At 64.4% G+C, this 26,158-nt stretch carries 22 protein-coding genes; 20 read left to right on the top strand and 2 right to left on the bottom strand.

Features of this window, described 5'->3' with window-relative positions:
* Positions 1-16: 16 nt before the first annotated feature.
* Together rfbA and rfbC are read left to right on the top strand one after the other, a co-directional pair.
* Entirely contained in the window at positions 17-901 is an 885-nt protein-coding gene (gene rfbA / locus M5C96_RS21550) for a glucose-1-phosphate thymidylyltransferase RfbA (protein ID WP_272565182.1), read from the top strand.
* A gap of 110 nt (positions 902-1,011) precedes the next feature.
* Positions 1,012-1,557 (top strand): dTDP-4-dehydrorhamnose 3,5-epimerase, encoded by a 546-nt coding sequence (rfbC, locus tag M5C96_RS21545; RefSeq protein WP_272565181.1) that lies wholly within the window; start codon positions 1,012-1,014, stop codon positions 1,555-1,557.
* 48 nt (positions 1,558-1,605) lie between these two features.
* Here the strand turns inward: rfbC and M5C96_RS21540 are convergent, their stop codons facing one another.
* Positions 1,606-3,450: a hypothetical protein gene (locus M5C96_RS21540; RefSeq protein WP_272565180.1), complete on the bottom strand. Its 1,845-nt coding sequence runs from the start codon at positions 3,448-3,450 to the stop codon at positions 1,606-1,608.
* Positions 3,451-3,696: 246 nt separating this feature from the next.
* Between M5C96_RS21540 and M5C96_RS21535 the strand changes: the two genes are divergently transcribed.
* From M5C96_RS21535 to M5C96_RS21450, 18 genes are all read left to right on the top strand, one after another.
* Positions 3,697-5,439, top strand: a complete 1,743-nt coding sequence (locus tag M5C96_RS21535) for a GspE/PulE family protein (RefSeq protein WP_272565179.1) — start codon at positions 3,697-3,699, stop codon at positions 5,437-5,439.
* Positions 5,432-6,706, top strand: a complete 1,275-nt coding sequence (locus M5C96_RS21530; RefSeq protein WP_272565178.1) for a type II secretion system F family protein — start codon at positions 5,432-5,434, stop codon at positions 6,704-6,706. The genes M5C96_RS21535 and M5C96_RS21530 overlap by 8 nt, the downstream gene beginning before the upstream one ends.
* A 28-nt stretch (positions 6,707-6,734) precedes the next feature.
* Positions 6,735-7,190, top strand: a complete 456-nt coding sequence (gene gspG, locus M5C96_RS21525; protein ID WP_272565176.1) for a type II secretion system major pseudopilin GspG — start codon at positions 6,735-6,737, stop codon at positions 7,188-7,190.
* Positions 7,191-7,216: 26 nt separating this feature from the next.
* Positions 7,217-7,663, top strand: a complete 447-nt coding sequence (locus M5C96_RS21520) for a GspH/FimT family pseudopilin (protein WP_272565175.1) — start codon at positions 7,217-7,219, stop codon at positions 7,661-7,663.
* A 35-nt stretch (positions 7,664-7,698) separates the two neighbouring features.
* Positions 7,699-8,067: a type IV pilus modification PilV family protein gene (locus M5C96_RS21515; RefSeq protein WP_272565174.1), complete on the top strand. Its 369-nt coding sequence runs from the start codon at positions 7,699-7,701 to the stop codon at positions 8,065-8,067.
* The gene (locus tag M5C96_RS21510) at positions 8,067-8,747 is read left to right on the top strand and encodes a prepilin-type N-terminal cleavage/methylation domain-containing protein (protein WP_272565173.1); all 681 of its coding nucleotides are present in this window, start codon (positions 8,067-8,069) and stop codon (positions 8,745-8,747) included. Before M5C96_RS21515 ends, M5C96_RS21510 begins: the two co-directional genes overlap by 1 nt.
* Positions 8,744-9,610: a general secretion pathway protein GspK gene (locus M5C96_RS21505; protein ID WP_272565172.1), complete on the top strand. Its 867-nt coding sequence runs from the start codon at positions 8,744-8,746 to the stop codon at positions 9,608-9,610. Before M5C96_RS21510 ends, M5C96_RS21505 begins: the two co-directional genes overlap by 4 nt.
* 7 nt (positions 9,611-9,617) lie before the next feature.
* A complete protein-coding gene (locus M5C96_RS21500; protein WP_272565171.1) occupies positions 9,618-10,952 on the top strand; it encodes a PilN domain-containing protein in 1,335 nt (444 codons plus the stop codon).
* Entirely contained in the window at positions 10,949-11,509 is a 561-nt protein-coding gene (gene gspM, locus M5C96_RS21495; RefSeq protein WP_272565170.1) for a type II secretion system protein GspM, read from the top strand. The genes M5C96_RS21500 and gspM overlap by 4 nt, the downstream gene beginning before the upstream one ends.
* On the top strand, positions 11,506-12,114 hold the full coding sequence (locus M5C96_RS21490; protein WP_272565169.1) for a hypothetical protein: 609 nt from the start codon (positions 11,506-11,508) through the stop codon (positions 12,112-12,114). Before gspM ends, M5C96_RS21490 begins: the two co-directional genes overlap by 4 nt.
* A gap of 50 nt (positions 12,115-12,164) precedes the next feature.
* Positions 12,165-14,594, top strand: coding sequence for a type II secretion system secretin GspD (gene gspD / locus M5C96_RS21485; protein WP_272565167.1), 2,430 nt, complete (start codon positions 12,165-12,167; stop codon positions 14,592-14,594).
* Positions 14,595-14,643: 49 nt separating this feature from the next.
* A complete protein-coding gene (locus M5C96_RS21480) occupies positions 14,644-15,066 on the top strand; it encodes a hypothetical protein (protein WP_272565166.1) in 423 nt (140 codons plus the stop codon).
* A 197-nt stretch (positions 15,067-15,263) separates the two neighbouring features.
* Positions 15,264-16,886, top strand: coding sequence for a cell surface protein (locus M5C96_RS21475; RefSeq protein WP_272565165.1), 1,623 nt, complete (start codon positions 15,264-15,266; stop codon positions 16,884-16,886).
* A gap of 97 nt (positions 16,887-16,983) precedes the next feature.
* A complete protein-coding gene (locus tag M5C96_RS21470; protein ID WP_272565164.1) occupies positions 16,984-17,889 on the top strand; it encodes a peptidylprolyl isomerase in 906 nt (301 codons plus the stop codon).
* Positions 17,890-17,982: 93 nt separating this feature from the next.
* Complete coding sequence (locus tag M5C96_RS21465) at positions 17,983-18,783, top strand: ABC transporter permease (protein ID WP_272565163.1); 801 nt, start codon at positions 17,983-17,985, stop codon at positions 18,781-18,783.
* Positions 18,780-20,114, top strand: a complete 1,335-nt coding sequence (locus M5C96_RS21460; RefSeq protein ID WP_272565162.1) for an ABC transporter ATP-binding protein — start codon at positions 18,780-18,782, stop codon at positions 20,112-20,114. Before M5C96_RS21465 ends, M5C96_RS21460 begins: the two co-directional genes overlap by 4 nt.
* A gap of 182 nt (positions 20,115-20,296) precedes the next feature.
* Positions 20,297-21,187: a class I SAM-dependent methyltransferase gene (locus M5C96_RS21455; RefSeq protein ID WP_272565161.1), complete on the top strand. Its 891-nt coding sequence runs from the start codon at positions 20,297-20,299 to the stop codon at positions 21,185-21,187.
* Between the two features lie 82 nt (positions 21,188-21,269).
* On the top strand, positions 21,270-22,127 hold the full coding sequence (locus M5C96_RS21450) for an SAM-dependent methyltransferase (protein WP_272565160.1): 858 nt from the start codon (positions 21,270-21,272) through the stop codon (positions 22,125-22,127).
* 124 nt (positions 22,128-22,251) lie between these two features.
* Here M5C96_RS21450 and M5C96_RS21445 read toward each other — a convergent pair whose 3' ends face one another.
* Positions 22,252-26,145 carry a methyltransferase domain-containing protein gene (locus M5C96_RS21445; protein ID WP_272565159.1) on the bottom strand — a complete coding sequence of 1,298 codons (3,894 nt, stop codon included), beginning with the start codon at positions 26,143-26,145 and terminating at the stop codon, positions 22,252-22,254.
* Between the last annotated feature and the right edge of the window lie 13 nt (positions 26,146-26,158).

Genomic DNA, 26,158 nt, shown 5'->3' with positions numbered 1-26,158 from the left:
GCAGAGAGAGCACCACATGACCGCACGCAAGGGCATCATCCTCGCCGGAGGTTCGGGCACCCGCCTGCACCCGGCCACGCTCGCCATCAGCAAGCAATTGCTGCCGGTGTACGACAAACCCATGATCTATTACCCACTCAGCACGCTGATGCTGGCGGGCATCCGGGAGATCCTGGTCATCAGCACGCCGCAGGACACCCCGCGCTTCGAGCAGTTGCTCGGCGACGGCAGCCAGTGGGGCATTCAATTGCGCTACGCCGTGCAGCCCAGCCCCGATGGGCTGGCCCAGGCGTTTCTCATCGGCGAAGAATTCCTGGCGGGCAGCCCGAGCGCTTTGGTGCTGGGTGACAACATCTTCCACGGGCACGATTTCGAGGACCTGCTGCGCAGCGCGCTGCAGCGCGAGGAGGGGGCCAGCGTCTTCGCCTACCACGTGCAGGACCCCGAGCGCTACGGCGTGGCCGAGTTCGATGCCCGCGGCAAGGTGCTGTCCATCGAGGAAAAGCCCAAGGCCCCGAAGTCCAGCTATGCCGTGACGGGCCTGTACTTCTACGACGCGCAGGTGGTGGAACTGGCCAAGCGCCTGAAGCCGTCCGCCCGGGGCGAACTCGAAATCACCGACCTGAACCGGCTCTACCTGGAGCAGGACGCGCTGCACGTCGAGATCATGGGCCGGGGCTATGCCTGGCTCGACACCGGCACGCATGAAAGCCTGCTGGAAGCCGGGCAGTTCATCGCGACACTGGAGCACCGGCAGGGCCTGAAGATCGCCTGCCCCGAGGAAATCGCCTGGCGCAACGGCTTCATCGACGATGCCCAGCTGGCTCGGCTGGCGCAGCCCCTGGCCAAGAACGGCTACGGCCAGTACCTGCAGCGGCTGCTGCGGGAGCCGCGCGAGTAACGCGACGGCGGCAACGGGACTGGCGCGCCGCCGCGCCAGGCTGGCGTCCGTCGCGCGTGTCCCATTCTTCCGCCGGTTTTCTTCTTCCCTTCGTTGTTGGCAACTCCTCCATGAACGTCATTCCCACCCGCCTGCCCGATGTCGTCGTCCTTGAACCCAAGGTGTTCGGCGATGCCCGCGGCTTCTTCTTCGAGAGCTTCAACCAGCGTGCCTTCGACGAGGCCACCGGCACGCGCCATGCGTTCGTGCAGGACAACCACAGCCGCAGCGCCCGCGGCGTGCTGCGGGGCCTGCATTACCAGTTGCGCCAGCCCCAGGGCAAGCTCGTGCGCGTGGTGCGCGGCACGGTGTTCGATGTGGCGGTGGACCTGCGCAAGAGTTCGCCCACGTTCGGCCAATGGACGGGCGAGGAACTGAGCGAGGAAAACCAGCGCCAGATGTGGGTGCCGCCCGGCTTCGGCCATGGCTTCGTGGTGCTCAGCGAGAGCGCGGATTTCCTCTACAAGACCACCGACTACTACGCCCCCGAGCATGAGCGCTGCATTGCCTGGAACGATCCCGCCCTGGCGATCGACTGGCGCTTCGACGGCGAGCCCAGCCTGTCCGCCAAGGACATGAGGGGCCTGCCGCTCAACCAGGCCGAGGTGTTTGACTGACTGACGCCTGCGGCGGGCTGTGCAGGGCAGGGCCCGGTCCGCAGCGGCTCACGTGCCCTTGGGCGCCAGCGTCTGCTGCGTGGCCCGGTACAGGTGGTCGGAGCCGAACTTCGGGTTGTCCGGATCGAACGAGAACATGTTGTGCCCCCGGGGCACCAGCGTGCCATGCCAGCGCGGCTCGGCGAAGAACGAGAGAAAGTCCGCCCCTCGCTCTGCATGGGCATCGAACACGCGCTGCAGTGCGGCTGCGTCCATCGCCTTCAAGGGATGGAACTCGGTGATGCCGTAGCGGGTGTGGCCGCTGCGGCCCAGCCAGTCGAAGTAGGAATGCCCGTAGGTCGGCTCGCCGTACAGGCTCACGCCCAGCCGGATGGAGCCCAGCGGCCGCAGCGATGCCTGGATCGCGAACTTGTTCTCGTCCCAGCCCGGGTTCGTGAACGGCACGATCTGGTGGGTGTAGCGGGGCACGTCCGCCAGGCACGAGCGTGCCACCTCGCCATCGAAATACCGCAGATAGTCGACCACCTGCTTCGCGCGAAAGGCATGCCACAGCGGCACGAGCGGGTTGTAGTAGTACGAGGACGCGTCCCGCGGCGTGTCGATGTGCGCCTGCACGCCGGGCCCGGCGGGCGTGCTGGCCGGCAGCGCTGCCTGGGGCTGCGGTTGCGGCGTGCTCTGCTGCCGGTCCATGATGGCCACGTCGCGGCGGCCCAGGTGGGTGAGGGCGCCCGGCCGCGTTTCCAGGAAGATGTCCAACCGGTGCACCCCGGCCGGCAGGTGCCGGAAATCCAGGTCCATGCGCCAGCCGGTGTTGGCATCGCCGAACTCCGGCTTGGCCGCCAGCACGTCCTGCCGCCCGAGCCGCACGGCGGTCTTGCCCACCAGGCGGCCGTTGCTGTAGATGTGGATCCAGGCGGGGTGTTCCGGGGTGGCGCCTTGCACATGCGCCCAGCCCGAAATGGGCAGGCTGCCCTGCGCGAACGCATCGATGTGCTCGGTGTAGCGGCGCAGCGGCTCGGTGCGGATGTCGCGGGACGGGGGCTCCACCTCGGAGAACGCGGCGTAGTCGCCGCCCACGGCACGGTTGAGCGCCTCGATGCGGCCGAATTCGGCCTGCAGGTGGCGCCGAAACCCTTCGATCGAGGCCGCGCTGTAGTCGGTCACCCGGTAGGCGCCATCGAAGCCCATGCCCGCCTGGAAATTGGGAAACAGGTGGTGCAGTTCCCCCAGCAGCGTGATGCCCCGGATCTTGGCGCGGTCCTGCGCCGGCAGCTGGCAGGCCGCGTCCAGCACGGCCTGCATGGCCTGGGCGCGCCGCTGCGTCAGGGTGTTGCGGGTGGTGGCGAACGTCCAGTTGAAGACTTTGGAGTCGTAATAGTCGTCGGTGCCCAATGCGCCATCCCGGGTGTGGCCCATGTTGGCCGGGTCGGCGGCCAGCGCGGCCTCGATCGGTGCCTCCGCCGAGAAATGCGTGGAGAACAGGTAGAGGATCGCCGGCCGGGGCGTGTCGCGCAACGTGCGCACCAGGCGCCCCACTTTCTCGTCGTCGATGCGCCAGTCCCCGTCCGCCGTCTGGTGGAAAAGACGCAGCAGCGGCACGGGCAGGGTGTAGCCCAGGGCTTCGCGGGGCGATGGCGGCGCTGTGGGCTGCAGCGTTTTCAGCGTGGATTCGATGAGCGCTGCGGCCGAGCCCTGCGGGCCCTGGCAGCGCTCGGCCAGGTCCTGCATCGCGGCCGGCAGGGTCTCGGGCGAGAGCACGCAGGGCTCGATGACACTGACCATCGGGGCCAGCAGCAGGCGATCCGCGCGGGGCAGGTGCGCAGGCGCATGCTGCTGGAGCAGCGCCAGGCCGCCCGCGCCGGCCAGAAGAACACCCAGGGCCGCGAGGGCCATAGAAACGTGCAGGGCAGTCCGTCGGGGAGGGTTTTGCATTGGCGGGGCTGGCAGTCGCATCAATTGATCGGGGGAGGCCCGCGACTTTAAGCGAAGGACCGTCTGGCCCGCGGGGTGTGGGAGGGCCATGGCTTTTTGGCGGCATCATCAGGAATGGGCCGCCGGGCCGTCGCGGCTACACTTGGGCCCCATTGCGCGCGCCCGAGGGCGCGCAACGCCACTCGCGGCGAGCCATCCCACACCTCCATGACGACGAATACCCTTCCCGACCGCATCGAACCGCTGGCAGACGCGACGCCCGCGCCGCGTCCTCCGCTGGGAGAGCTGCTTGTCCAGTCGGGCAAGCTGAGCGCCCGCGACCTGGAGCGTGCCCTCTCCGCGCAGCAGGAAATGGGCGGACTGCTGGGCCGCGTGCTGGTGCGGCTGGGACTGGTGTCCGAGCTGGACGTGATCCAGTCGCTGTCGCGCCAGCTGGGGATATCCATCGTGCCGGCCGGCGAGTTTCCCGAACTCATGCCCGAGGTCGAAGGGCTGCTGCCGGAATTCCTGCACGCCAACAGCGTGTATCCGCTGCAGGTCAGCGAAGGCCGCATGCACGTGGCAATGGCCGTTCCGCAGGATGCGTTCGTCGTCAAGGCGCTGCATCTGGCCACGGGCCATGTGATCGTTCCGCACCTTGCGCTGGACAGCGACATCGAGAAAGCCCTGTCCGAGCCCGTGGTGGAGCAGGGGGCCGAAGACGACGAGGCCGACGACGGTTTCGGCGATGGCTCCGATGGCGGCGACTTCGTCGAGCATCTGAAGGACCTGGCCAGCGAAGCGCCGGTCATCCGCCTGGTGAACGCCATCATCGGCCGCGTGATCGATCTGCGCGCCTCGGACATCCACCTGGAGCCGTTCGACGACGGCCTGCACGTGCGCTACCGGGTGGACGGCGTGATCCATGCGGGCGAACTGGTGCCGCCGCGCCTGAGCGCCGCCGTGAACTCGCGGGTCAAGCTGCTGGCCCACCTGGACATTGCGGAGCGCCGCCTGCCGCAGGACGGCCGCATCAAGACGCGCGTCAAGGGCCGCGAGCTCGATCTGCGGGTGTCCACCGTGCCCACCGTGCACGGCGAAAGCGTGGTGATGCGGGTGCTGGACCGGGCGAGCGTGCGCCTGCAGTTGGAAACCATGGGTTTCGAAAAGGACACGCTGGAGCGGTTTAACAGCCTGCTCGCACGGCCCCACGGCATCTTGCTGGTCACCGGCCCGACGGGTTCGGGCAAGACGACCACGCTGTATGCGGCCTTGTCGAAGATCGATGCGGGGGCCAACAAGATCATCACGGTGGAAGACCCAGTCGAGTACCAGCTGGAAGGCATCAACCAGATTCAGGTGCATCCTCAGATCAACCTGACCTTCGCCAACGCGCTGCGCTCCATCCTGCGCCAGGACCCCGACATCATCATGATCGGCGAAATGCGCGACGGCGAGACCGCCCAGATCGCCGTGCAATCGGCGCTCACGGGGCACTTGGTGCTGTCCACCCTGCACACGAACACGGCCGCCGGCGCCGTGATCCGGATGAAGGACATGGGTGTGGAGGTCTATTTGATCACCTCCGCCGTCAACGGCGTGCTGGCCCAGCGCCTGGTGCGCACGCTGTGCGGCCAGTGCAAGGAGCCTTTCGAGCCGGGCGAGGACGTGCGCCAGAGCACGGGGCTGGCGCGCTTCAGCGGCGTCGGCCAGGCCATCTACCGGGCCGTGGGGTGCGAGCACTGCCGAGGCTCAGGCTACCGGGGCCGGACCGGCATCCATGAACTGTTCGTGCTGGACGAGCCCATGCGCCGCGCCATCATCGAAGGCCGCGATGCCAACGCGCTCAATGCGCTGGCGGCGCAGGGCGGCATGCTCAACCTGTACGAGGACGGGCTGCGCAAGGTGGCCGCCGGCATGACCACGCTCGACGAGCTCGCCCGCGTGACGCAGGACCAAGCCGATGCCTGATTACGTCTGGCGGGCCGCCGCCGCCTCGGGCAAGGTGGCCGAGGGCCGGCTCACGGCCATCAACGAAGCCCAGGCGCTCAAGCAGCTGAGGGCGCAGGGCCTCACGCCATTGACCATCAGCGACTTGATCGGTGCTTCCGCCGGCGCGGGCGCCAGCAGTGCCATGGTCACCGCCTCCGCCAACGAGGCCATTGGGGCCGCCGCCGTGCCCAAGGGGCGCAGCGGCAAGGGGCCGGTCAAGGCGGCCGATGTGCTTGCGCTCACCTCCGAGCTGTCCATCATGCTGCGGGCCGGGCTGGCCCTGGACAACGCGTTGCGCGTGCTCATCGACATGAGCTACAAGCCCAGCATGGCCGAGCTGCTGCAAGGCATTCTGGACGCGGTCAAGGGCGGCACGCCGCTCAGCCGCGCCTTGTCGCAGCACCGCGAGCTGTTCGGCGATTTCTACATCAACATGATCCGCTCGGGCGAGGCCAGCGGCCAGATGTCGTCGGTGCTGGAGCGGCTCGTGGAGCACATGGAACGGCAGCGCGCGCTGCGCGACAGCGTCATCTCCGCCACGATCTACCCGGCGATTCTGCTGGGCGTGGCCGTGCTGTCGCTCATCGCCATGCTGGGTTTCGTGGTGCCGCAGTTCGAAAAACTGTTCACCGACATGGGCGATGCGCTCCCGATGCCGACCCAGATCGTCATGGCGCTGGGCCACGCCTTCACGCGCTATGGCCTTTTCATCGGCATCGTGGCGTTGGGCTTGGGCCTGATGGTGCGCCGCTGGGCGGCCTCCCCCGCCGGTCGCCAATGGTGGCAGGCGCGGCTGCTGAAGCTGCCGCTCATGGGCCGCCTGGCGCTGAAGTACCAGCTCACGCTGTTCTCGCGCTCCCTGGGCACCCTGCTCGGCAATGGCGTGCCCATGCTGACGGCCCTGCACATCGCGACCGAAACCGTCAGCAACACGGTCTTGCAGCAGGCCCTGTCCCGTGTCGCGCCCATCGTGAAAGAAGGGGGCAAAGTGGTCCAGGCCGTTTCCGCGACGGGCATCTTCGAACCGTTGGCGATCAACCTGATCCGGGTGGGCGAGGAAACCGGCCGCATCGGTCAGATGATGCTCGAGCTGTCCAATATATTGAACCGGGAAGTCGAAACCGGTATCAAACGCCTTCTCACGCTGGTGGAGCCGGTGCTCATTCTGGTGCTGGGTATTTTGATCGCCGCCATCATTGTTTCCATCCTTCTCGGGATCCTGTCCATCAATGACCTCGCCGTATAATTTTTGTTTGTCCAAGGAGTCCTCTTCCATGGCGCATTCCCGTGCTGGCCGCTCCTGTGGCACCCCTATGAAACGCAAATCCGCCCGCGGCTTCACCCTCATCGAACTGTTGGTCGTTCTGGCCATCCTGACGCTGCTGGCAGGCCTCGTCGGCCCTCGTGTGCTGAACCAACTGGGCGGCGCCAAGGCCAAGACGGCCGGTGTGCAGATCGCCGACCTGGACAAATCGCTGGAGTTGTTCAAGCTCGATGTGGGCCGCTACCCTTCGACCGAAGAAGGTCTGGAGGCGCTGGTGAAGCGCCCCGGCTCCGTGAACGGCTGGACAGGCCCTTACCTCAAGGGCGGCGTGCCTTCGGACCCTTGGGGCCATCCTTACCGCTATGCCAACCCGGGCCCGAATGGTGGCATCGAGATCCTGTCGCTCGGCTCCGATGGCGCCCCTGGCGGTGAAGGCGAAGCGGCCGACATCCGCAACACGCCCTGATCGCCTGCATCCCCAGGCGTCCTGCCATGCGGCGCGAGCGCGGCTTTACGCTGGTCGAGTTGCTGGTCGTGTTCGCGATCCTGGCGCTCGTGATCGGCCTCGCACCGCTGGCCTTTGATCGGCTGCGAGACTCGGCGCAGTACCGTGACACGGTCCGCACGATGATCAGCCAGATGCGTGTCGCCCGTGTCACCGCCATGGCGGAAGGGCGGGAGGTCCTCTTCTCTGTGGACTTGAAAAACCGCATGTATGGCAACGACTCTGCCTTGAAGCCGTTGCCGCAGCCGTTGCAGTTGCGTGCCATCGTGGCCGGCACCGAATTGAATGCGCAGAGCCAGGCGGCCATCCGCTTCCTGCCGGGTGGCGGCGCCACGGGCGGCAGCATCGAAATCCTGAGGGCGCCCGGCGTCGGCACTCGGCTGCGGGTGGACTGGCTGTCGGGGCGCGTGACGCAAGAGGCCCTCACCCGATGATGCGGGGCCTGCATCGCCGACAGCGGGGCTTGACCTTGCTGGAGTTGCTGGTGGCCTTCGCCATCATGGCGTTGTCGCTCGGCATGCTTTACCGCGCCATGGGCAGCAGCGCGCGCAGCGTTGCGGACGTGGATCGGTATCAACGCGCAGTGGTGCTGGCCGAGTCGCTGCTTGCTCTGCGCGATGCCATACCCGAACAGGGCTTGAACCAGTCGGGTGAGTCCGCCGGCTACCAGTGGCGCATCACCACGGCGCCCTATGCGACGGAGTTCAAAGGACCGGCCATTCCGCCTTTGCACGAGTTGAACATCGTCATCTCCTGGTCGGACGGTGTGCGCCTGCGCAACTTCGAATTGAGTACCTTGCGGCCACAGCGCAAGCCGCCCGAGCCGGGGCGTGGATGATGAAGCGGTTGCCCGAAGGCTCGAAGGCGCCGTGCCAGCACGGCTTCACCTTGGTGGAGCTGCTGGTGGTCATCACCTTGCTGTCGCTCGTGATGCTGGCCCTGGGGTCCGCATTGCGTACCACGGCACAAACGGAAGAGAGGGTGGATCGCCGGATGCTGCGGACCGATGAACTGCGGGTGGCCAACGGGTTTCTGCGCTCGGTGCTGGGCCGGGTGTCTCTGCAAAAGCGGGCGGCGGTCGTCTCCATCGACGAGAGCCCGTACTTTTTTATCGGGCTGCCCGAGGAGATGGCTTGGGTGGGGGTGATGCCAGCCCGTTACGGTGTGGGTGGGCGCTACCATTTTCGATTGGGCGTGCTGGACCAGGCATCGGGGCCTGCTTTGGTATTGCGGTACTTGCCTTGGATCGATGGAGGCTTGGCGCCGGATTGGAGCCAGGCCGCCAGCTACGTGCTGGTGGATGGGATGACCGGCTTTTCACTTCGGTACGAAGACGCCAACGAGGAGCCTCCTGTTTGGGGCGCTCCCTGGAAGGCGGTTGATCGGCTGCCTCAACGGGTTTCGATTGCGATCCGGACCTCCACAGGCGTTTGGCCGGACATCGTCATTCCGATGCGCGTTCTGCCAGCCAGCGATCCGGCCAGCGACGGAGCCACTTTTGGCGGGAGCCGCTCGTGAATCAGTGCAAGCCAGGTAAGCACCGTAACAAGAAACAGCGCGGCATGGCGCTGTTGGCCGTGCTCTGGATGGTCGCTGCCCTCACCATCATCGTGTCTGGCCTGACACGGTCCATCCGGGAAGAGGCGCGCGTCATGTCCTTGTCGCGCCAGAACGTCCAGGCCCAAGCGCTGGGCGATGCGGCGATTCAACTGGCATTGCAGGCGCTGGTGGCCAGCAACACCCCCCTGGCCCGCACCCGGCAGGCACAGATCGACTATCGCGGGGTCACGATGCAGGTCCAGGCCATGCCTTTGAACGGCTTGATCGACATCAATGGTGCGCCTGTTGCCTTGCTGGCGAAGCTCTTTTCCGTTGCGGGCGAAATGCCGGCAGAGGCGGCCCAGGGGCTCGCGCAAGCCACGGTGGAAATGCGTGAGCGGCGTGATCCACGTGGTGCGCCGCAGCGTTTCGAATCGGAAGAAGACCTGCTCAAGGTGCCCGGGGTGGACTACACCCTCTATGCTAGACTTTCGCCGCTCATCACTGCAGATCTTCGAGGGCGAGGCTTGGTCAATCCGATGGCTGCGCCCATGGAAGTGCTGACGGTCCTTGCCGGAGGAAACGCTGCAGTCGCCATGCGCATCGTAGCGGACCGGGATGCCGGGGCTGAAGGCATCGACACCACGGCCCTGGAGGCCGCATTTTTAGATAACTCGACGGTTCGGCGGCTGCGAATCCAGGCAAGGGTTCCCATGCCGGACGGTGTTTGGTTGCGCGTATCGCGCAGCATCGATTTCAACGTACGTGCGAAGGGCGGTTTGCCGTGGCAGACCTTCCGTGCCAGTTCAGGCGTTGAGCCCGTGATACGTAAAAACTCCTGAGCCACCCATGCCTTCCATTTCCTCCGATGCCCGTTTCCTGGGAATCGACTTGCACGCACTCTGGCGTGATGTCCGCAGCCCCTGGCAGGGCATGCATGCGTGGCCGCTGTTTTCCTGGCTGACGCCGTCCGCGCCGGTCGTGCTGCTCCATCCCGAGGACGGCCTCTCTTTCTGGCTGGGGGATGAAAAGCAGTCCAAGGTGGCGGGCCCGGTCAAAGCCAGCTTCACCGCCGTTGAACTGCCTGAAGAATTCGTGCTTCGCAGGACGCTGACCTTGCCGCCCATGGCTGAATCGGACATCGCCAAAGCCGGTGCTTTGGAAGTGCGTGCCATCAGTCCCTTTCCTGAGGCGGATCTGGTGTGGGGCTATCGCTTGATCGAAGGCTCCACGGGCAGTTCCCGAATCGAGCTGGCTTTGGCATCTCGCAAGCAGGTCGCCCAATACCTCGCCTCCCAGGCCGCTCGCCTTGGCGGCGTGTCAAACCCGGAAGTCTGGGTGCGTAGCAATCAACAGCGCCCCATCGTGCTTGGTGGCTATGGTGAAGGCTTGCGCCATGCGCATGCACTGAGATGGAGACGCGCGGGCTATGGGCTTTTGCTCTCAATGGCCGTACTGACCATGGTCATTGCGGTGACCCCTACGCTCCAATTGCGTGAGCGCGCGATCGAGGCGGCGCAAAGCTACCAGGATGCGGCCAAGCGCACGGCCCCGGTCGTCGCCAAGCGGGATGCGCTCATGCAATCGGCAGAAAAGCTCGGAATGCTGTCGGAAGTGCTTGCCACGCGCATTGAGCCTTTGCGTGTGCTGGACAAGCTGACCCAACTGCTGCCGGACGATACCTACCTGCAGAGTTTTCGCATGCAAGGTGCCAAAGTGACCATCGTGGGAATGACCGGAAATGCGGCCGCCCTGATGCAGGTGCTGGGCAATGAGCCGGGGTTGCGAGAGGTCCGTGCCCCATCCGCTGCCACCCGGATGGGGAATTCCCCCAAGGAAACGTTTGCCATTGAATTCACGCTGGATCCTCAGTTTTTCGGGGTGGTAGGAAGTGCGGCCGCAGGCAAGGCCGCGGTACCCTCCGCTGGGGCCGTGACGCCGGCCCTTGCCTCGGGGGGTGTGGCCAGCGCTGCTGCCTCGGGCGCCAGCGTGGCCGGAGTGCCTGTCGCCCCCGCTTCGTTGCCCGCCAATTCATCCTCCAGCGCAGTCGCACCGCCGCCGGCCAGTGCCCCTCCATCGGCCGGTGGAGCTGCCTTTGGTGGATCGGTCGCCACATTCGGTGGCCGTACCACCACTGCGCCTGCATTGCCCGCTTCTTCGCCTGCGAACCGTACCAAGCCATGAAACGCATTTCATCCCGTGAGGGGCTGATCCTCGCCTGTACCCTGGCTCTGGTGATCCTTCCCCTGGTCATGTTGGGCTGGTGCATCGCTGAAAAGCACCAAGGTGCCGAATCTCAACTGGCGCAAATGGAGCCGCGCTATGCGCGGCTTCTGGGGTTGGAGTCGCAGCGGACGGATATTGAAGCCGTGCTTGCGCAGGCCAATGCAGCAAGAACGCAGTACATCTATCCGGCATCCCAGGATGCCAACCAGACTGGCAACGCGGCCCAGCAGCGGATCCGGGATATCTTCAGCGCGGCGGGCTTGCAGGTGATCAGCAGTCAGGTGCTGCCTGCCAAGGACGAGAAGGGCTTTGATCGCATTCCACTGACGGTGCGGACCGAGGGCGAAATGCTGGCCCTGCAAAGTGCACTGGCCGTTCTGACCAGTCAAATGCCCATCATCGTCATCAATGATCTGGACATTCAGCTTCAGGGTGGCTATGCCAACTCAGATCCCAAGGTCGCCCCCCGGCTGTCGGCGCAGTTCGGCCTCAGCGTATTGCGGGAGCGCACATGAAGCGGTATGCCTTGCATCTGCTGCTGCTGGCCAATGCAGCGTTGCTGATTCTTCTGGCATGGATGTGGGTTGCACCGGATGGAAGCGTTCGCAATGTGCATTGGCAAGAACCAACGCCACACCGCACGGATTTTGCTGCCATGCTTCCTGCGTTGCCAGGGGTGACCAATGCAGACACCGGGCAATTCATTGCGATGCTGGATCGTCCATTGTTTGCTTTCACACGCAGGCCCCCTCCACCGCCTCCGCCGCCCAAGGCTGCCGAGGAGGTGCAAGTCGACAACCTCAGCACCGCTCGCCTGTCAGGCGTCTTTGTCGGCGATGGCGCAGGAGGCATCATCATCGAAGTGGCAGGCAAGCACCGCCGTGCACGCTTGAATGACAACATCGAAGGGTGGACGCTCCAGTCCATCAACGGTCGCAATGTCACCTTCATCAAGGGTGACCAAAGCCGTGTCCTACAGCTGCCTCGTGCGGCCGTTACTTCGTATACCGGCATGGCTCCAGCAGCACCGGTCAGCGCTCCCACATCGATCGGACGAGGGGCGGTTCAACCTCCAGCCCGGTCCGCGCCCCCTCGCGCAACATTTGGCGGTCGTTCTTAATGAACGTGCCTCCTATCTGTTCGTTTCTCCCCGTTTCCAGGCAAGCAGTCATGACCCCTTACCGACACGCACTCACCGCTATTGCGCTGGCCACTAGTCAATTGGCCATAGCCCAGTCGCAGCAGTCCGCACCCGCAACCGGTAGCAGCAACCTCGTCACGGAGTCGAGCGGTGCAGTAATGCCGAGCTCTGCGTCTGATTCGTCCGCCAATGCGGCGTCGAAGAAGGCGGACAAGCCTTCCGCAGAGGGCGAGCTTCCTGCAGCGGAGCCGCGCTTCATCATCGGAAACGATCGTGTGATCGCCCCGGCCAAACCGGTGGCTGCCGTACAAGGCGCTCCGTTGTCCTTCAATTTCGAAGAGGCGCCGGTGGCAGAGGTGGTGCGCACCATTTTGGGAGATATCCTCAAGACGGACTACGTACTTCACCCGCCGTTGAGCGGAACGGTGACGTTGGCGACACGCACGCCCATTGCGCCAGATCAAGCGGTTTTCCTGCTGGAGAGTTCCTTGCAGGCCAACGGACTCGCCATGTTGCGCGATGCCCGCGGCACTTATCACGTCGGGCGGCCTGATGCATTGCGGAGCATCGGTGGATCCGTTCGCCAGGTAGGCAACGGTCCACTGCCTCCGGGCTCGGGCGCCATCATCGTGCCGCTGCAATACATCGGTGCGAGCGAAATGGCATCCATCCTTCGGCCGATGATGCCTCCCGATGCCGTCGTGCGGGTAGACAACGTGCGCAATCTGCTGATTCTGAGTGGCACACGCACCCAGGCCGAGGGGTGGCTCGATCTGGTGAACACCTTTGACATTGACCTGCTCAAAGGCATGTCGGTTGGGGTGTTCCCCTTGAAGCATGCGTCGATCAAGGAAGTGGAAACTGCGCTGCGTCTGGTCAGTGGAGGTGGTGCCGCAGCGGCTTCCCCGAATGCCGGAGGAGCCGTTGCTGCAGGCACACCGGGCGCGGCGCAGGCGAATGCGGCCAGCGCGGCGCAAGCCATGTTGGGTGAAGGCAATCCCCTCTTCGGCGCTCTGCGCATCATGCCCATCGAGCGGCTCAACAGCATTTTGGTGGTAACACCACGCGCTTCCTATTTGGAGGAAGCGCGCCGCTGGATCGAAAAGTTGGACCAGCCCAGCGACAACGGGTCTGAGCCACAGCTCTTCATTTATCAGGTGCAGAACGTCAATGCCAAGCACCTTGCGAGCGTGCTGAGCGGGATTTTCGGGGGGCAGACCGGTGGATCGAACGTGGCCAACAGCGGTGTGGCACCCGGGTTTGGAAGCGCGACGGGGAACTCTTTCGGCCAGACGCAAAGCGGATTCGGCGGCGTGGGCAGCACGTTCAGCGGCAGCGGGTCCAATTACATGGGCGGCAGCAGTGTCCGCTCTTCGGGTCTGACGGGCAGTGCTTTCTCCAGTGGTTCCGGAACCGGGGCCTTCGGCAACCGCAATACCAACTCACAGGGTACGCAGCAGCAGGGTACCCTGAGTGCCAATCTGGGCAGTGTCCGGGTGATGGCTGATGAACTGAACAATTCAGTGCTCATCTGGGGTACGCGTGCTGAGTATTCAAAGATTGAAGCCGCGCTGAAGAGACTGGATCTTCCCCCCACTCAGGTTCTGATCGAGGCCAGCATCATTGAAGTGACCTTGAACGATGATCTCCAGTACGGCTTGCAATGGTCGTTCAACAACAGTCGGAATGGATACACCGGCGAGGGACTGATCAGCGGGCGCAATCCGACCACTGTTAACAGAGACACCTTGCTGGGAGGCGCAGCTCAAGGCTTCTCCTATGTGCTCAGAAGTTCAACGGGCGTGCAAGCGGTGCTCAATGCCCTGGCTGACAAGTCGCTCTTGAAGGTCATCTCCAGCCCTTCGCTCATGGTGCTTGACAATCACACCGCGTCCATCAATGTTGGCAACCAGGAGCCGGTCAGCACGACGACGGTTAGTTTTGTGGACAATGCCAACGCGTCCACCAGCTCTGTTCAATATAAGGATACGGGCGTAAACCTTGTCGTCACGCCCTCCGTCAACGCTGGCAACATCGTGAACATGCAGGTGGACCAGACGGTGACCGATTTGGGGGCCGTCAGAAGCAATGCCAACAATCAGCCTGCGTTTTTGCAGCGTCAGATTAGCAGCAAGGTGGCCGTCCGGTCGGGCGAGACCATCGTGCTGGGTGGTTTGATCAAGGACAACAGTACAGTCGGCAAGGCAGGCGTACCTCTGTTGCAAGACATTCCGGTCCTTGGGAACTTGTTCGGCACCAATAGCAATACCAGCAATCGGACGGAACTGCTGGTTGTTCTCACGCCTCGCGTCGTTCGCACAGACATCGACATCCGTGAAGTGAGTGAAGACTTGCGTGACCGGATGAAGGGCTTGAGAGTCATCGAACTCAAGGAGCAGGGCAGCCGTAACCCCCTCAAGGCGCCTCAGGCCCCAGTGCAACCAGTCCAGCCAAACTGAGTCGAACAGCGTCGTTCAACCAGATCGTTAACAGGAGATCAACTCAACCATGGTTCAAAACACCACTTTCCGCCGCCGGATGGGCACCATTTTCTTGGCCGCAGGCGTCATGGCACTCTCGGGATGCGCCGCTTTCAAGCCTGCCACCCCAGAGCAGATCGTCGAGCAGCGGGCGACAGAGTATTGGAAAGCGAGAGTGGCGGGGCAGTATGACAAGGCCTATGCCTTGTCTACGCCTTCTTATCGCAAAACCAAGACAGCCGACCAATTCAAGATGCAATTTGGTGCTGGTGTTGCCGTCAAGAGCGTGGAGGTCACGAAAGTCACTTGTGAGAGTGAGAAGTGCACCACCCAGGTGAAATTGGGAGTTCAGCCTGCCGTGATCGGGTCAAAGCTTGGTACGATCGACAGCTACCTGAACGAGACATGGCTGCTTGAAGATGGCCAGTGGTGGCACTATCAAGATCTTTGATACGGGTCTTCGAGGGCGTTGGCAAGCAGTCTTGCGAAGCAAGATTCACCTCACCATATACGGTGTTGCATTTCCTCAACAACAGGTTTTGTTACAGCGGTTCCGTTGTACAACACGTCAGAGCGCTGTGCTACCATCCCTTAGCGTAATCAATCGTGGTAGTTGCGCTTACCAACTTTTTAACTGGAGTTCTTGATATGAGAAAAAATGTTCTGGCCCTGAGCATTGCTGCCATGATTGGTGGCCTGGGCTTTGCTGGCGCCGCATCTGCTGATGTGGTCGTTGGTACGGCTCCGCTGAAGACGACGACCGCTACGACGATGTCGTTCGCGGAAGGCGGCGTGGGTCATGCACTGCTGGTTCCTTACTTCAACGCACAAAACGGCAACATGACCGTGATGCACGTTGTGAACACCGACACCTCCAACGGCAAGGCCGTGAAGGTTCGTTTCCGCGGCGCCCTGAACTCCGACGACATTCTTGACTTCCAAGTCTTCATGTCGCCTGGTGACGTGTGGACTGCTGCCGTGACGGCTGGTTCCGATGGCGTGGCACAAATTGTGACCGCTGACGGTACCTGCACGCTGCCTACGCTGGCCAAGGGTGTGAACCAACGTTTCGTGACCGACCGTCTGAATCCTGGCATCTCGGAAGCTGACAAGGCCAACAACACGCGTGAAGGCTACGTTGAAATCTTCAACATGGCTGACATTCCTCAGCTGCTGGCTGGCACGACCACGGTCAATCCCCTGTACACGGCTATCAAGCACGTGAACGGCGTTGCACCTTGCACGTCCTCCACCCTGAACGCTACGCTGCAAAACTTCACGACGCCTGCCGCCGTGGCTGCAGCTGGTTTCGACACGCCTTCGACCGGCCTGCTGGGCGACTGGTACATCATCAACGTCGCTCAAACGACGACGTTCTCGGGTGGCGCTACCGCAATCCGTGCTGAAAACAACGGCGCTCAAGCCATTGCTAACTTCGTGCACTTCCCGCAATCGGCCAGCGCAGCACCTACGCCTGACACGTACACGGCTGACCCGCTGTTCCGTACGGTGAACGTGTTCACCACGGGTACGACGGCTCCTACGACCGTGCCAGCAATCGCTGCCGCGAACTATGACCTGCCCGACATGTCGACGCCTTACGTGACGGCTCCTAACCCTACGGCTCCTCTGACGCAAGCTCGCTTGCTGACGAACGCCCTGGCTGTGACGTCGATCGCTAACCAGTACGCTAACGACACGAGCATCTCCGCCAAGACGGACTGGGTGTTCTCTATGCCTACCCGTCGTTACAACGTGGCGTCTAACTACGCTGCTGCGCAAACCGGTGGCAACGCTGCTCAAGTTCGCTACTTCTCCGACCTGATCGCCACCGGCAACGGTGTTGCTGACGAGCGTTTCAACCCAGGCAACACGTCGCTGGCTACCACCGGTGGTGCCATCTGCGTGAGCTCGACGGGCCAAGCGTTCTTCGACCGCGAAGAAACCACGACCACGACCGGCGCTGTGTTCTCGCCTGGTTCCATCACGCAGACCCGTTTCTGCGGCGAAACCAGCGTGCTGAGCTTCCGCGATGGCGGCACCTCTGTGCTGGGCGCTTCGGTGGCCCGTCAAGATCTGTCGAGCGGTTCGTTCACCAACGGCTGGAGCCGCGTGGATGTGCCTAACGTGGTGGCTGGCCAATCCCTGGGTCTGCCAATCCTGGGCGCTTCGTTCATCAAGCTGTCGAACCCCAGCGCTGCGGCTGGCACGTCCGGTACCTACGGTATCACGTGGCCCCACCGCTTCACGTTCCCTACGGTTACTCCGTAATTCGTGCGGCACTTTTCACAGTAATGTGAACCAAAAAAGGCGGGGGTAACCCCGCCTTTTTTTTTAATGCTTTTTTGATGGAGTGTTGGATTTGCACATGATTCGCTCAACCTATCGCCTGCTTGCTTTGGCAGCACTTTCCGCAACCGCTCTTTCGGTCCACGCCCAAGCTCCGGTGTTGATTCAGGGGCCGAAAGTCGCGATCGATACGCTGGACATTCAAGCGGACTCTCTTCGCATGCCTCCCGAGATGCGCGACACCGTTCTGGCACGTCCGCAGACCGTCACGCAGATTGCCTCTAATCTTTACGCACGCCGGGTGATGGCCGCACGGGCCGAAACGGAAGGGGTGGAGAAGGACCCAGAGGTTGCAGCAGCCCTGAAGATTGCACGGGACAAAGTGCTGTCAGATGCTTACATCGCAAAAATCGACAAGCAAAGCACGCCGAACGATGTCGCCGCTGAAGGCATGGCGCGAGACATCTACAAGGCCAAGCCTGAGCGTTTCAAGGTGCCGGAACAAGTTCGTGTGAGGCACATTCTTGTCGAGGGTTCCGACGCGAATTCTCGCGCACAGATCGAAAAGATCATGCAGGAACTCAAAGCCGGTACAGACTTCGCCAAGCTGGCCCAAGAGCGTTCCGCAGACAAGGGCTCTGCCGAAAAGGGCGGAGACTTGGGCGCCTTCGAACGTGGCCGCATGGCACCACAATTCGATGAAGCCGCTTTTGCGTTGACCAAGCCTGGTCAGCTCAGCGATGTCGTCGAGACCCAGTTCGGGTTTCACATCCTCAAGCTCGAAGAACGCATTCCTGCGCGCACCCGGGCATTCAGCGAAGTTCGCGAAGAGTTGATGAACGAAGTGCGCAACAACATTCGCCAAGAAGCACGTGTTGCCGAAGCGCAGAAGATGCAGAAAGAAGCAAAGATCGATGCCTCCGCCATCGCTTCTTACTCCCAGTCTTACGCGGCGAAAATTCCGCCCGCTAAGATCGCTCCCTGAAGCTTCACGTTGGTGGAGGTGAAGCAAGTGCCCTTTCGGGTACTTGCTTCTTTTATTTCTGGTGGGCCGACTGCCATCCTCTGAACAAGCTGCATGCAAACTTTGTGGAATGAATGGCGCGCGATCTGGAGTGCGCGCTCTCTGGTGTGGGTTCTGGTGCAACGCGAGGTGGCCGCGCGCCACGCAGGCACCGCTGTCGGCGTGTTGTGGCCCTATCTTCAGCCCCTGCTGACGGTGGCTGCCTACTATCTTGTCTTCGACGTGGTCTTTTCCATGCGTTTGGGAGAAGGCGCGCCGACACATGCCGTGGGCACGTTCCTGGTCGTGGGTGCGCTGCCCTGGATGGCTTTCTGCGATGCTGTGTCGCGTGGCATGAACAGCCTCATCGAGGCGGGCAGCATGCTGCAGAAAAACCCGCTGCCCCCGGTGCTCTTCACCACCCGTTCGGTGCTGGCGAGCGCGGTGATTTTCGGGCCGCTTCTGTGTCTCGTGGCGCTGGTGTACACGCCGCTGCACGGGTTCCGCCCTGCCATGCTGGCCATGGTGCCTCTCATGGCCCTGCAACTGGTCCTTTGCGTGCTGCTGGGTCACCTGCTGGCCATCCTGGCGGCGGCGCTGAGAGACACCGTTCAGATCGTCGGCTTCCTGCTGTCCGTGGGGATCTACCTCACGCCCATTCTTTTCCCCCTGACGATGTTCCCGGCCAACTGGCGCTGGGTCCTTTGGCTCAATCCCATGACGGCCCTGGTGATCGGCTACCAGCAAGTGCTGCTGCAAGGCAATTGGCCGCCGATGGGTGTCTGGGTGGCGGGCGTGGTCTGGCTCGTCGTCCTGGCGCTGGCTTTGAACACGTTGGTCAAACGCAGCCGTGATCAGTTGGTGGACTGGCTATGACGATGATCGAACGCACCTCTGAGACCGTTCTGAAAGTGCAGGACGTGGGCAAGGAGTACAAGCTCTACGCCTCTCCCCGCCAGCGGCTCAAGTCCTTGATCACCGGGCGATCGGCGCACCGCAGCCATTGGGCCTTGAAAGGCGTGTCCTTCGAGCTGCAGCGTGGCCAGTGCATCGGCGTCATCGGCGACAACGGCGCAGGCAAGAGCTCGCTGCTCAAGCTGCTGGCCGGCACGCTGCAGCCCTCCACGGGCTCGATCGAGCGGGTGGGCCGGGTCACTGCCATTCTGGAGTTGGGCGCGGGTTTCCACCCCGACTTCAGCGGTCGCGACAACCTGTACTTCGGCGGCAGCCTGATCGGTATCGACCGCGAAGAGATGGAGCGACTGGAGCCGGAGATCGTCGAATTCTGCGAGCTGGGCGAGGCGCTGGATCGGCCGGTCAAGACCTACTCTTCGGGCATGTCGGTCCGGCTGGCCTTCGCACTCGTGACCGCGGTGCAGCCCGACGTGCTGATCATCGACGAAGCCCTGGCGGTGGGCGATCAGCATTTCCAGAAGAAATGCGTGGACCGCATCATGGCGTTCCGCAATGCCGGCTGCACGATCCTGTTCTGCTCGCACAGCCCGTACCACATCCGCCATCTGTGCGATCTGGCGCTTTGGCTGGACGGGGGGCGCGTCAAGCAGTTCGGCCTGACGGAGCCCGTGCTGGGCGCCTATGACGTGCACTCCCGCCTGCGCAATGCAGAGAGCCAGCACCACGCGGCAGCGGGGCAGGAGGGCGCCAGCGATGCACCCGCGCCCGACAACGGCGCTCCGCTGGACGACGGCGAAGCCGCCTCCGAGGCTGCGGGCGCCGAGGCGGCTTCCGCCGCCGGCCGCCGGCAGCGCAATGGCAATGCCCCGGCCCGCGACGATGGCTCCGCCCGCATTCTCTCGGTGGAGATCCAGAACCTGAGTGAGCCGCAGGACGGCGGCTACGGCCGGCTGTCCGGCAAAGACCTGATCGCCCACATCACCGTGCGCGGCCGGGGGAGTGAGCGGCCCAATGTCGGCTTCATGATCGAGCAGTCCAAAGGGGTCGGCATCACGTCGCTGGCCACCCACGAAGAGGGCGCGGCGCCCGTGTCGCTGGGCGATGGCCTGTGGCGCTCGGTGCTGACGTTTCCCGGCCTGCCGCTGCACAGCGGGGACTACGTGATCAGTGCCTTCCTCTTCGACGAGAGCGGCCTGGTGGTGTACGACGAGTGGTTCCAGTTCCTGAACTTCAACTGGGCCGCACCGACCCTCATGCCGGGGCTGGTGAAATTGCCGCACCACTGGGGGTGAGCATGCCGGCCGGCCCACTGCAGGGCGCTTGCGTTCTGCCGCCGTGGACGGCTGGGATATCCCTTTAATGATGTGCTATATTTTTGATAGCTTAATGCCCTAGTAGAATATGCGCTGGAGCCATTTTTTGCCAATGACGGTTTTCCGCCTTTCGGCATGATCTTCCACCGGCCCTTGACCCCATGAACGATCTGACCGCCCCTCCTCAAAAGGCCTCCGACTGGCTGGCCCTCGGAATCCAGCACCTCGAACGCGACGAGCGCGTCCTGGCCGCAGAGGCTCTGCGCCATGCCTTGCAGGACCGCGAAACGCGCCTCACCGCCCACCAGCTCATCGAGCAGCACACGTTGCCGGGCGCCTTCTCCCAGATGATGGGGCTGAATTGCGAGATCGCGCGCGCCGACGACATCTTCCGTTTCTTCGAGGGCCATCCCTCCAGCACCAACCCCCTGCGGGACTATCTCGCGGACGGCTGGCGCACGCTGTCCGAGCTGATGACGCTGCTGGAAGCGGTGGACCGGCCTTTGCTCAAGACTCCGCGGTTCATGGAATTCGCGAGCGGGCACGGCCGCTTCACGCGGCACCTGGTGAAGGCCCTAGGCGCGGACCGGGTGACGGTGTCCGACGTCGTGCCGGACGCCATGGCGTTCGCGCAGCGCACCTTCGGCGTGCGGAGCGTGCTGTCGTCCACCGTACCGGAGAGTCTGGTGTGGGACCAGCAGTACGACGTGGTGTTCGTGCTGTCGCTGTTCAGCCACCTGCCGCGCCGCACCTGGGCCCGCTGGCTGCAGTGCCTGTACGACGGCGTGGCGCCCGGAGGGGTTCTGGTGTTCTCCACCCATGGCTTGAAAGCGGCGGCGCACGACAGCGTTGCGCTGGACGAGGACGGTTTCTTCTTCGCTCCCTCCAGCGAATCCCAGGCCATCGACGTGCAGGAATACGGCACCGCGTTCACGTCCGAGGACTTCGTCGTCGCGCGCATCGCGGAGACGGTGGGTGCGGACAAGCTCGTTCATCGCTCGCTGGTGCATTTCTGGAACCACCAGGATGCCTATGTGCTCGCCAAGCCCTGAGCGCAGGGTGTGGTGGGCTTGACCCCCTTCCTGGCACTGAGCCTTATGACTGATTGAAATCCCGCGACAGGCGTTTTTCTCCATGACCACTCTGTTCGATCGCATCCAGCAACGATTTTGGGGACCGCCCCAGTGGGATGCCGAGCGCATTTCCGACGAGTGGTTCCGGGCGCACTTCCACTATGCGGCCGACGTGGTCCAGCATTGGCTGGGTTCGGCGCTGGATGTGAAGACGGCGCGGCTGCTCAACTTCGGCTGCGGCGACGGCATCACGGACCTGGCGCTGGCCCTGCGCCACGGGGCGACGTCGATCCACGGCATCGACATCCGGCAGGAGTACGCCAAGCTGCCGCGCATCGCGAAGGAGCAGTTGGGCCTTCGCCGCGTGCCGAAGGCCCTGAGCTTCGAGACCATCGCACCCGCCACACCGCTGGCGGGCCGGCGGCCGGTGGACGGGATTTTCAGCTGGTCCACGTTCGAGCATGTGAGCCAGGACCAGCTCGAACCCATCGCCCGCGACCTGTACGCCGCACTGAATCCCGGGGGCGTCTTTTTCCTGCAGATCGAGCCGCTGTACTTTTCTCCCTATGGCTCGCACCTGCGGCGCTATGACGAGGTGCCCTGGCACCACCTGCTGGTGAGCGATGACGAGCTGTGGGCCATCATCCAGGCGCACGAAGGGCCGATCGATGGCGCCGAACGTGATTTCGGCTTCGACGACTTCGGTGTCGAGGGGTACAAGAAGTTCGTCTTCAACGAGTACAAGGCGTTGAACCGGCTGACGGCGGACGAGCTGGTGGCCTTGATGACCCGGGCGGGCTTCCACGTCATCCGCCAGGAGCGGCGCAGTGTGCAGATGGACATTCCATCGGCCCTGCACGGCCAATACCCGGACGAACTGCTGCTCAACAACGAGATCTTTCTGCTGCTGGGCAAATAGGGCCCGGATCGCCCTTCGCCGCCATCCATCGCACGAGGGCGCCGACGGGTCTTCCGAAAACAAAAAGGGCTGCCGGAGAGGGCAGCCCTTTTTTCGTTCCGGCGCCGCGCGGCGCGAAGCCGGCTCAGGCTTGCAGCCAGTTCTTGACCCGGCGTTGCCACTGCGCCGGGATGCGCCGTGCCACGCCGCGCAGCACCGGCAGCGAGCGCAGATAGACCACCGCCGACAGCATGCCCGACTTGGCAGCGGCGCTGGGCGTGGCCTGGGGCAGGTAGGGCTGCAGGTCGGCCAGGGTCATGGGGGGCAGGGCGTTGGCGGGAGCGATGCCTGCCAGGTAATCGGTTGCATAGCGGAACGGCGCAGAGGATTCGTGCGGCACGGGTGCTTGCGGCTGCGCCTCGGCCAGAGCTGGGGCCTCGCCCTGGGCGAAATGCCGGTCGCGGACCTCGGTGAACCAGGCCAGCCATTGGGCGGGCGTGGCATCCCAGGGGTGCACCCAGCTCCAGGGCCGGCCCGCCAGCCGCTCGGCGAAGGCGCCGATGTCGGGCACGACCACCGGCAGGCCGGCCAGCAGCGCGGCGCTCAGGGTGTAGCTGTAGGTCTCCGGCCACTGGGCGGGGAACCAGACCAGGTCCGGCTCCAGCCATTGCAGCAGGCCGGGCAGGTCCTTCTCTTCGTACTCGCCATGGATGGTCAGGCGGGCGCGGGGCTGCGTCTGAAGGTGGCGGTAGCCGTAGCCGATCAGGTGGAAATCCACGAGGGCGTTGCGGCGGGCCGCCTCGGCGGCCACGGCTTCCAGCACGTCTGCGCCCTTGATGGCGCTCAAGGCGCCGATCACGACCACCCGCAGCCGTTGGCCAGGCTGCAGCGTGCGCGGCGCGGGCAGCGGCAGCGCCGCGCTGTCGGGCAGATCGGTGTGCGGCACGGCGTGCACGTGCGCCGCCGGCGCGAAGCCGGCGATGCGCCGCGCCGTGTCGTGGCTGGGCACCAGCACCCGGCGTGCGCCGGTGAGCAGGCGCGCATTCGCGCCACGCCATTCGGCGACGGTGCCGCCCAGGGGGGAATGCATTTCTGGCGTGCAGCACTTGCATTGCCCGGGACCGATCTCGCCGGCGTACCGGTTGGTCGTGTCGGTCATCGAGATGTGCGTGCAATAGCTGTAGTAGTCGTGCGCGGTGAAGTCGTAGGGCACATCCAGCAGGTGCGGGATATTGCGCACTTCCTGGCCGTGGCCCAGCAGGTGGTGGAAGTGCACCTGCCGCACGCCCAACTGCCGCAGCACGCCGAGCAGGTCGTCGTACTGGTCGTTCAGGCGGAAGGTGAGCTCGAAGCCCTCGTCCTGCCCCGCCATGCGCAGCCGCACGCTGTGCCCGGGCGCGGGCGTGAGGGTCAGGAAGGTGGCCTGGTCCGCCAGGTGCACGGCCAGTTCGCGGACATGCCGGACCGTGCCACCGGCCCGGTCGTGCAGCACGGCGAGCACGGCCGGCACGCCGGCCTCGGCGATGCGGGCCACGTCGAGCGCCAGGCGGTAGGGCTGCGCCGGATCGGCCTGCACGAACGCGTGCACGTCGCGCTCGTAGCGCGGATGCAGGCGGCGCAGGGTTTCCATGGCCGCGAGTTCGCGCGGGCTCTTGCTGTCGCCGAAGCTGACCCCGCCGGTGTGCAGCACGAAGGTGTCCAGCAGGTGCAGGTTGCGCCAGCCGGCCGCGCGCGCGCGCTGGCAGAAATCGTTTTCCTCGCCGTAGCCCTTGCCGAAGTGCTCGGTATCGAACAGGCCCAGTTGCACCAGGCAATCGCGCCGGATGTACATGCAAAAGCCGACGCCCGTGGGCACGTCCACGACCGCGCCCGGGTTGGTCCTGGCGCACAGCGCGTCCAGGCGGGCCGTGTCGTAGCCGGGCGGCAGGTCGTTGTCCTTGCAAAAGCGCGGGTAGCTGCAGATGGTGGCGTTGTTGGAGAACGGGGTGACCGAGGCCACCTTGGCGTCGCCGTAGGCGGCGTTGCGGATGCGGTCGAGCCAGTCGTTGGCGACCTCCGTGTCGCTGTTGAGCAGCAGCACGTCGTTGCTGCCGCTCAGCGCCATGCCGCGATTGACGGTGCCGACGAAGCCGAGGTTCTCCTCGTTTTCCAGCAGCACGATGCGCTCGTCCTGCGTGGCCCGCTCGCGCAGCCACGCGGTGACTTCGGGTTCGGGGCTGGCGTCGTTGATGACGATGAGGCGGTAGGGCGTGGCGCACGGGCTGGCCAGCACGGAATCGACGCACATCTGCGTGTCGGCCAGGCCCCGGTAGACGGGCACGATCACATCCACGGGGTGCTGCGGCGGCGTGACCTGCACGGGCCCCTGCGTTGCCGCCGCTGCGGCGGCATGCTTGGGCGCACGGCCCAGAAGGCGGTCCACGCGCATCTTGGTGTGGACGAGGGGGCGGGTCGCGCGGAACACGGTGGAGTTTTCGATCGTTTTCAAGTGGTGGGCGAGGGCGCCGTAGTCGTGCTGCAGGCGGCCCAGTTCATGCTGCAAACGGGTGGCGTTGCGCTGGAACTGGGCGGACTCCTGCTGCAGGTCGGCCCGCTGGCGCAGCAGCGTCTGGGTGCTGTCCTTGAGCGTGGCGTTGTGTTCCTGCAAGGCCTGGTTGGTGTACTCCAGGGTGCGCTTGTCGCCCTCGAGCACTTCCTTTTGCTCGCCCAAAGCGCGCTTTTCCAGTTCGAGCGCCTCGCGGGTCTGGTTCAGCCGCTGCTCGGCCTCGTGCCGGGCCCGGGCCGCGTCCTTTTCCAGCATGGCGATGCGGTCCTGCAAGGGGAACACGGCGCCCGACAAGGTCAGGTAGTCGGCGGACATGGGCCATCCCAGGTCGATGTCCAGCGCGGCCCCGCGGCCGGCGTGGGCGGCCAGCACATCCCGGGGGATCGGCAGTTCCAGCCAGGGGTCGTCCCCGGTGAGCAGCAGCAGGGTGGCGGGGGAGGCGGCCGGCATGGGCTGCTCCCACACGATCTGGCTGTGGGGCGAGCGGGCCAGCAGCGAACGCGATGCGGTGTCGGCCTGCCACGTCCACACCGCATCGCCCTGGGCATTGCGCAGGGTGATGCCGTGCAGGTGCATGAAGCCGGGGCGGTCCGCCGGGTCGAGCCTCAGGTTGGTGAGGGGGCTGGGCGTCTCGGGCAGGGTGAAGCGCACCGTCTGGCGTTCGCGGCCGATGATGCCGGTGGCGGTCAGCTTGCGGTCTTCGGCGTATTCGCCGTTCTGGCCCAGGTAGAGCTGGGCGGTGAACAGGGCATGGGCTTCCTCCGGGTCCGGCGTACCGCTCTGGTCCACGGCGATGGCCTGGGCGGCAGGCTGCGCCGCGGCGATGAACTGGTAGGCCATGGCATCGGGTGCGCCGAGCAGATGGCGGGACACGACCGGTGGCAACAGGTCGAAGGCGGCCTTGAACTCCGATTCGGGCACTTCGCGGCGCACGGTGTCGATCTGGTCGACGGCCCAGCGCTGCTCGCCCAGGAACCGTCCCAGCGACCGCCGGGTGAAGAAGCGAAGGTGGGTGCGGTCCAGCAGGCCTTCCTCGCGGTAGCGGAATTCACCCTGCAGCAATTCGGCCACCAGGCCGCAGTAGCCGGCGTTGGGCACCGAAATCAGCAGTTGACCGCCGTTTGCCAGCAGTTCGCGGCACTGGGCCAGGATGCCCTCCGGGCGGCGCAGGTGCTCGAGCACGTCGGCACACACGATGTAGTCGTAGCGCTGGCCAGTAAAAAGGGTAACCAGATCGCATGTCTCCAGATCGGACACTTCCACGCGCCGGTAGTGGGGGCGGGCGTGTTCGGCCTCGGCTTCGCTGAGCGTCACGCCATCGCTGGTGCAGCCCCGGGTTTCTGCCAGATATTGCCCGAGTGCGCCGCTGCCGCAGCCCAGGTCGAGCACCGTGGATCCCTCGCGGACAAGGCTCGCCAGCACGGAAAGGGAGGTGCGTTCGTCTTGCTTGATGGTGCGCAGATAGACGTGCAAATCCTCGATTGTTTGGGTCATCTCCGGATTATGA

The organism is Acidovorax sp. GBBC 1281 (assembly GCF_028473645.1).
Taxonomy (GTDB): Bacteria; Pseudomonadota; Gammaproteobacteria; order Burkholderiales; family Burkholderiaceae_C; genus Paracidovorax.
The sequence above is the reverse complement of the archived record's forward strand: the minus strand, read 5'-3'. Positions and strand labels throughout refer to the sequence as shown.

Bases quoted from the DNA above. Each gene is read 5' to 3' on its own strand.
- rfbA (WP_272565182.1), top strand. From the start codon at position 17: ATGACCGCACGCAAGGGCATCATCCTCGCCGGAGGTTCGGGCACCCGC.
- rfbC (WP_272565181.1), top strand. From the start codon at position 1,012: ATGAACGTCATTCCCACCCGCCTGCCCGATGTCGTCGTCCTTGAACCC.
- M5C96_RS21540 (WP_272565180.1), bottom strand. From the start codon at position 3,450: ATGGCCCTCGCGGCCCTGGGTGTTCTTCTGGCCGGCGCGGGCGGCCTG.
- M5C96_RS21535 (WP_272565179.1), top strand. From the start codon at position 3,697: ATGACGACGAATACCCTTCCCGACCGCATCGAACCGCTGGCAGACGCG.
- M5C96_RS21530 (WP_272565178.1), top strand. From the start codon at position 5,432: ATGCCTGATTACGTCTGGCGGGCCGCCGCCGCCTCGGGCAAGGTGGCC.
- gspG (WP_272565176.1), top strand. From the start codon at position 6,735: ATGGCGCATTCCCGTGCTGGCCGCTCCTGTGGCACCCCTATGAAACGC.
- M5C96_RS21520 (WP_272565175.1), top strand. From the start codon at position 7,217: ATGCGGCGCGAGCGCGGCTTTACGCTGGTCGAGTTGCTGGTCGTGTTC.
- M5C96_RS21510 (WP_272565173.1), top strand. From the start codon at position 8,067: ATGAAGCGGTTGCCCGAAGGCTCGAAGGCGCCGTGCCAGCACGGCTTC.
- M5C96_RS21500 (WP_272565171.1), top strand. From the start codon at position 9,618: ATGCCTTCCATTTCCTCCGATGCCCGTTTCCTGGGAATCGACTTGCAC.
- gspM (WP_272565170.1), top strand. From the start codon at position 10,949: ATGAAACGCATTTCATCCCGTGAGGGGCTGATCCTCGCCTGTACCCTG.
- M5C96_RS21490 (WP_272565169.1), top strand. From the start codon at position 11,506: ATGAAGCGGTATGCCTTGCATCTGCTGCTGCTGGCCAATGCAGCGTTG.
- gspD (WP_272565167.1), top strand. From the start codon at position 12,165: ATGACCCCTTACCGACACGCACTCACCGCTATTGCGCTGGCCACTAGT.
- M5C96_RS21480 (WP_272565166.1), top strand. From the start codon at position 14,644: ATGGTTCAAAACACCACTTTCCGCCGCCGGATGGGCACCATTTTCTTG.
- M5C96_RS21475 (WP_272565165.1), top strand. From the start codon at position 15,264: ATGAGAAAAAATGTTCTGGCCCTGAGCATTGCTGCCATGATTGGTGGC.
- M5C96_RS21470 (WP_272565164.1), top strand. From the start codon at position 16,984: ATGATTCGCTCAACCTATCGCCTGCTTGCTTTGGCAGCACTTTCCGCA.
- M5C96_RS21465 (WP_272565163.1), top strand. From the start codon at position 17,983: ATGCAAACTTTGTGGAATGAATGGCGCGCGATCTGGAGTGCGCGCTCT.
- M5C96_RS21460 (WP_272565162.1), top strand. From the start codon at position 18,780: ATGACGATGATCGAACGCACCTCTGAGACCGTTCTGAAAGTGCAGGAC.
- M5C96_RS21455 (WP_272565161.1), top strand. From the start codon at position 20,297: ATGAACGATCTGACCGCCCCTCCTCAAAAGGCCTCCGACTGGCTGGCC.
- M5C96_RS21450 (WP_272565160.1), top strand. From the start codon at position 21,270: ATGACCACTCTGTTCGATCGCATCCAGCAACGATTTTGGGGACCGCCC.
- M5C96_RS21445 (WP_272565159.1), bottom strand. From the start codon at position 26,145: ATGACCCAAACAATCGAGGATTTGCACGTCTATCTGCGCACCATCAAG.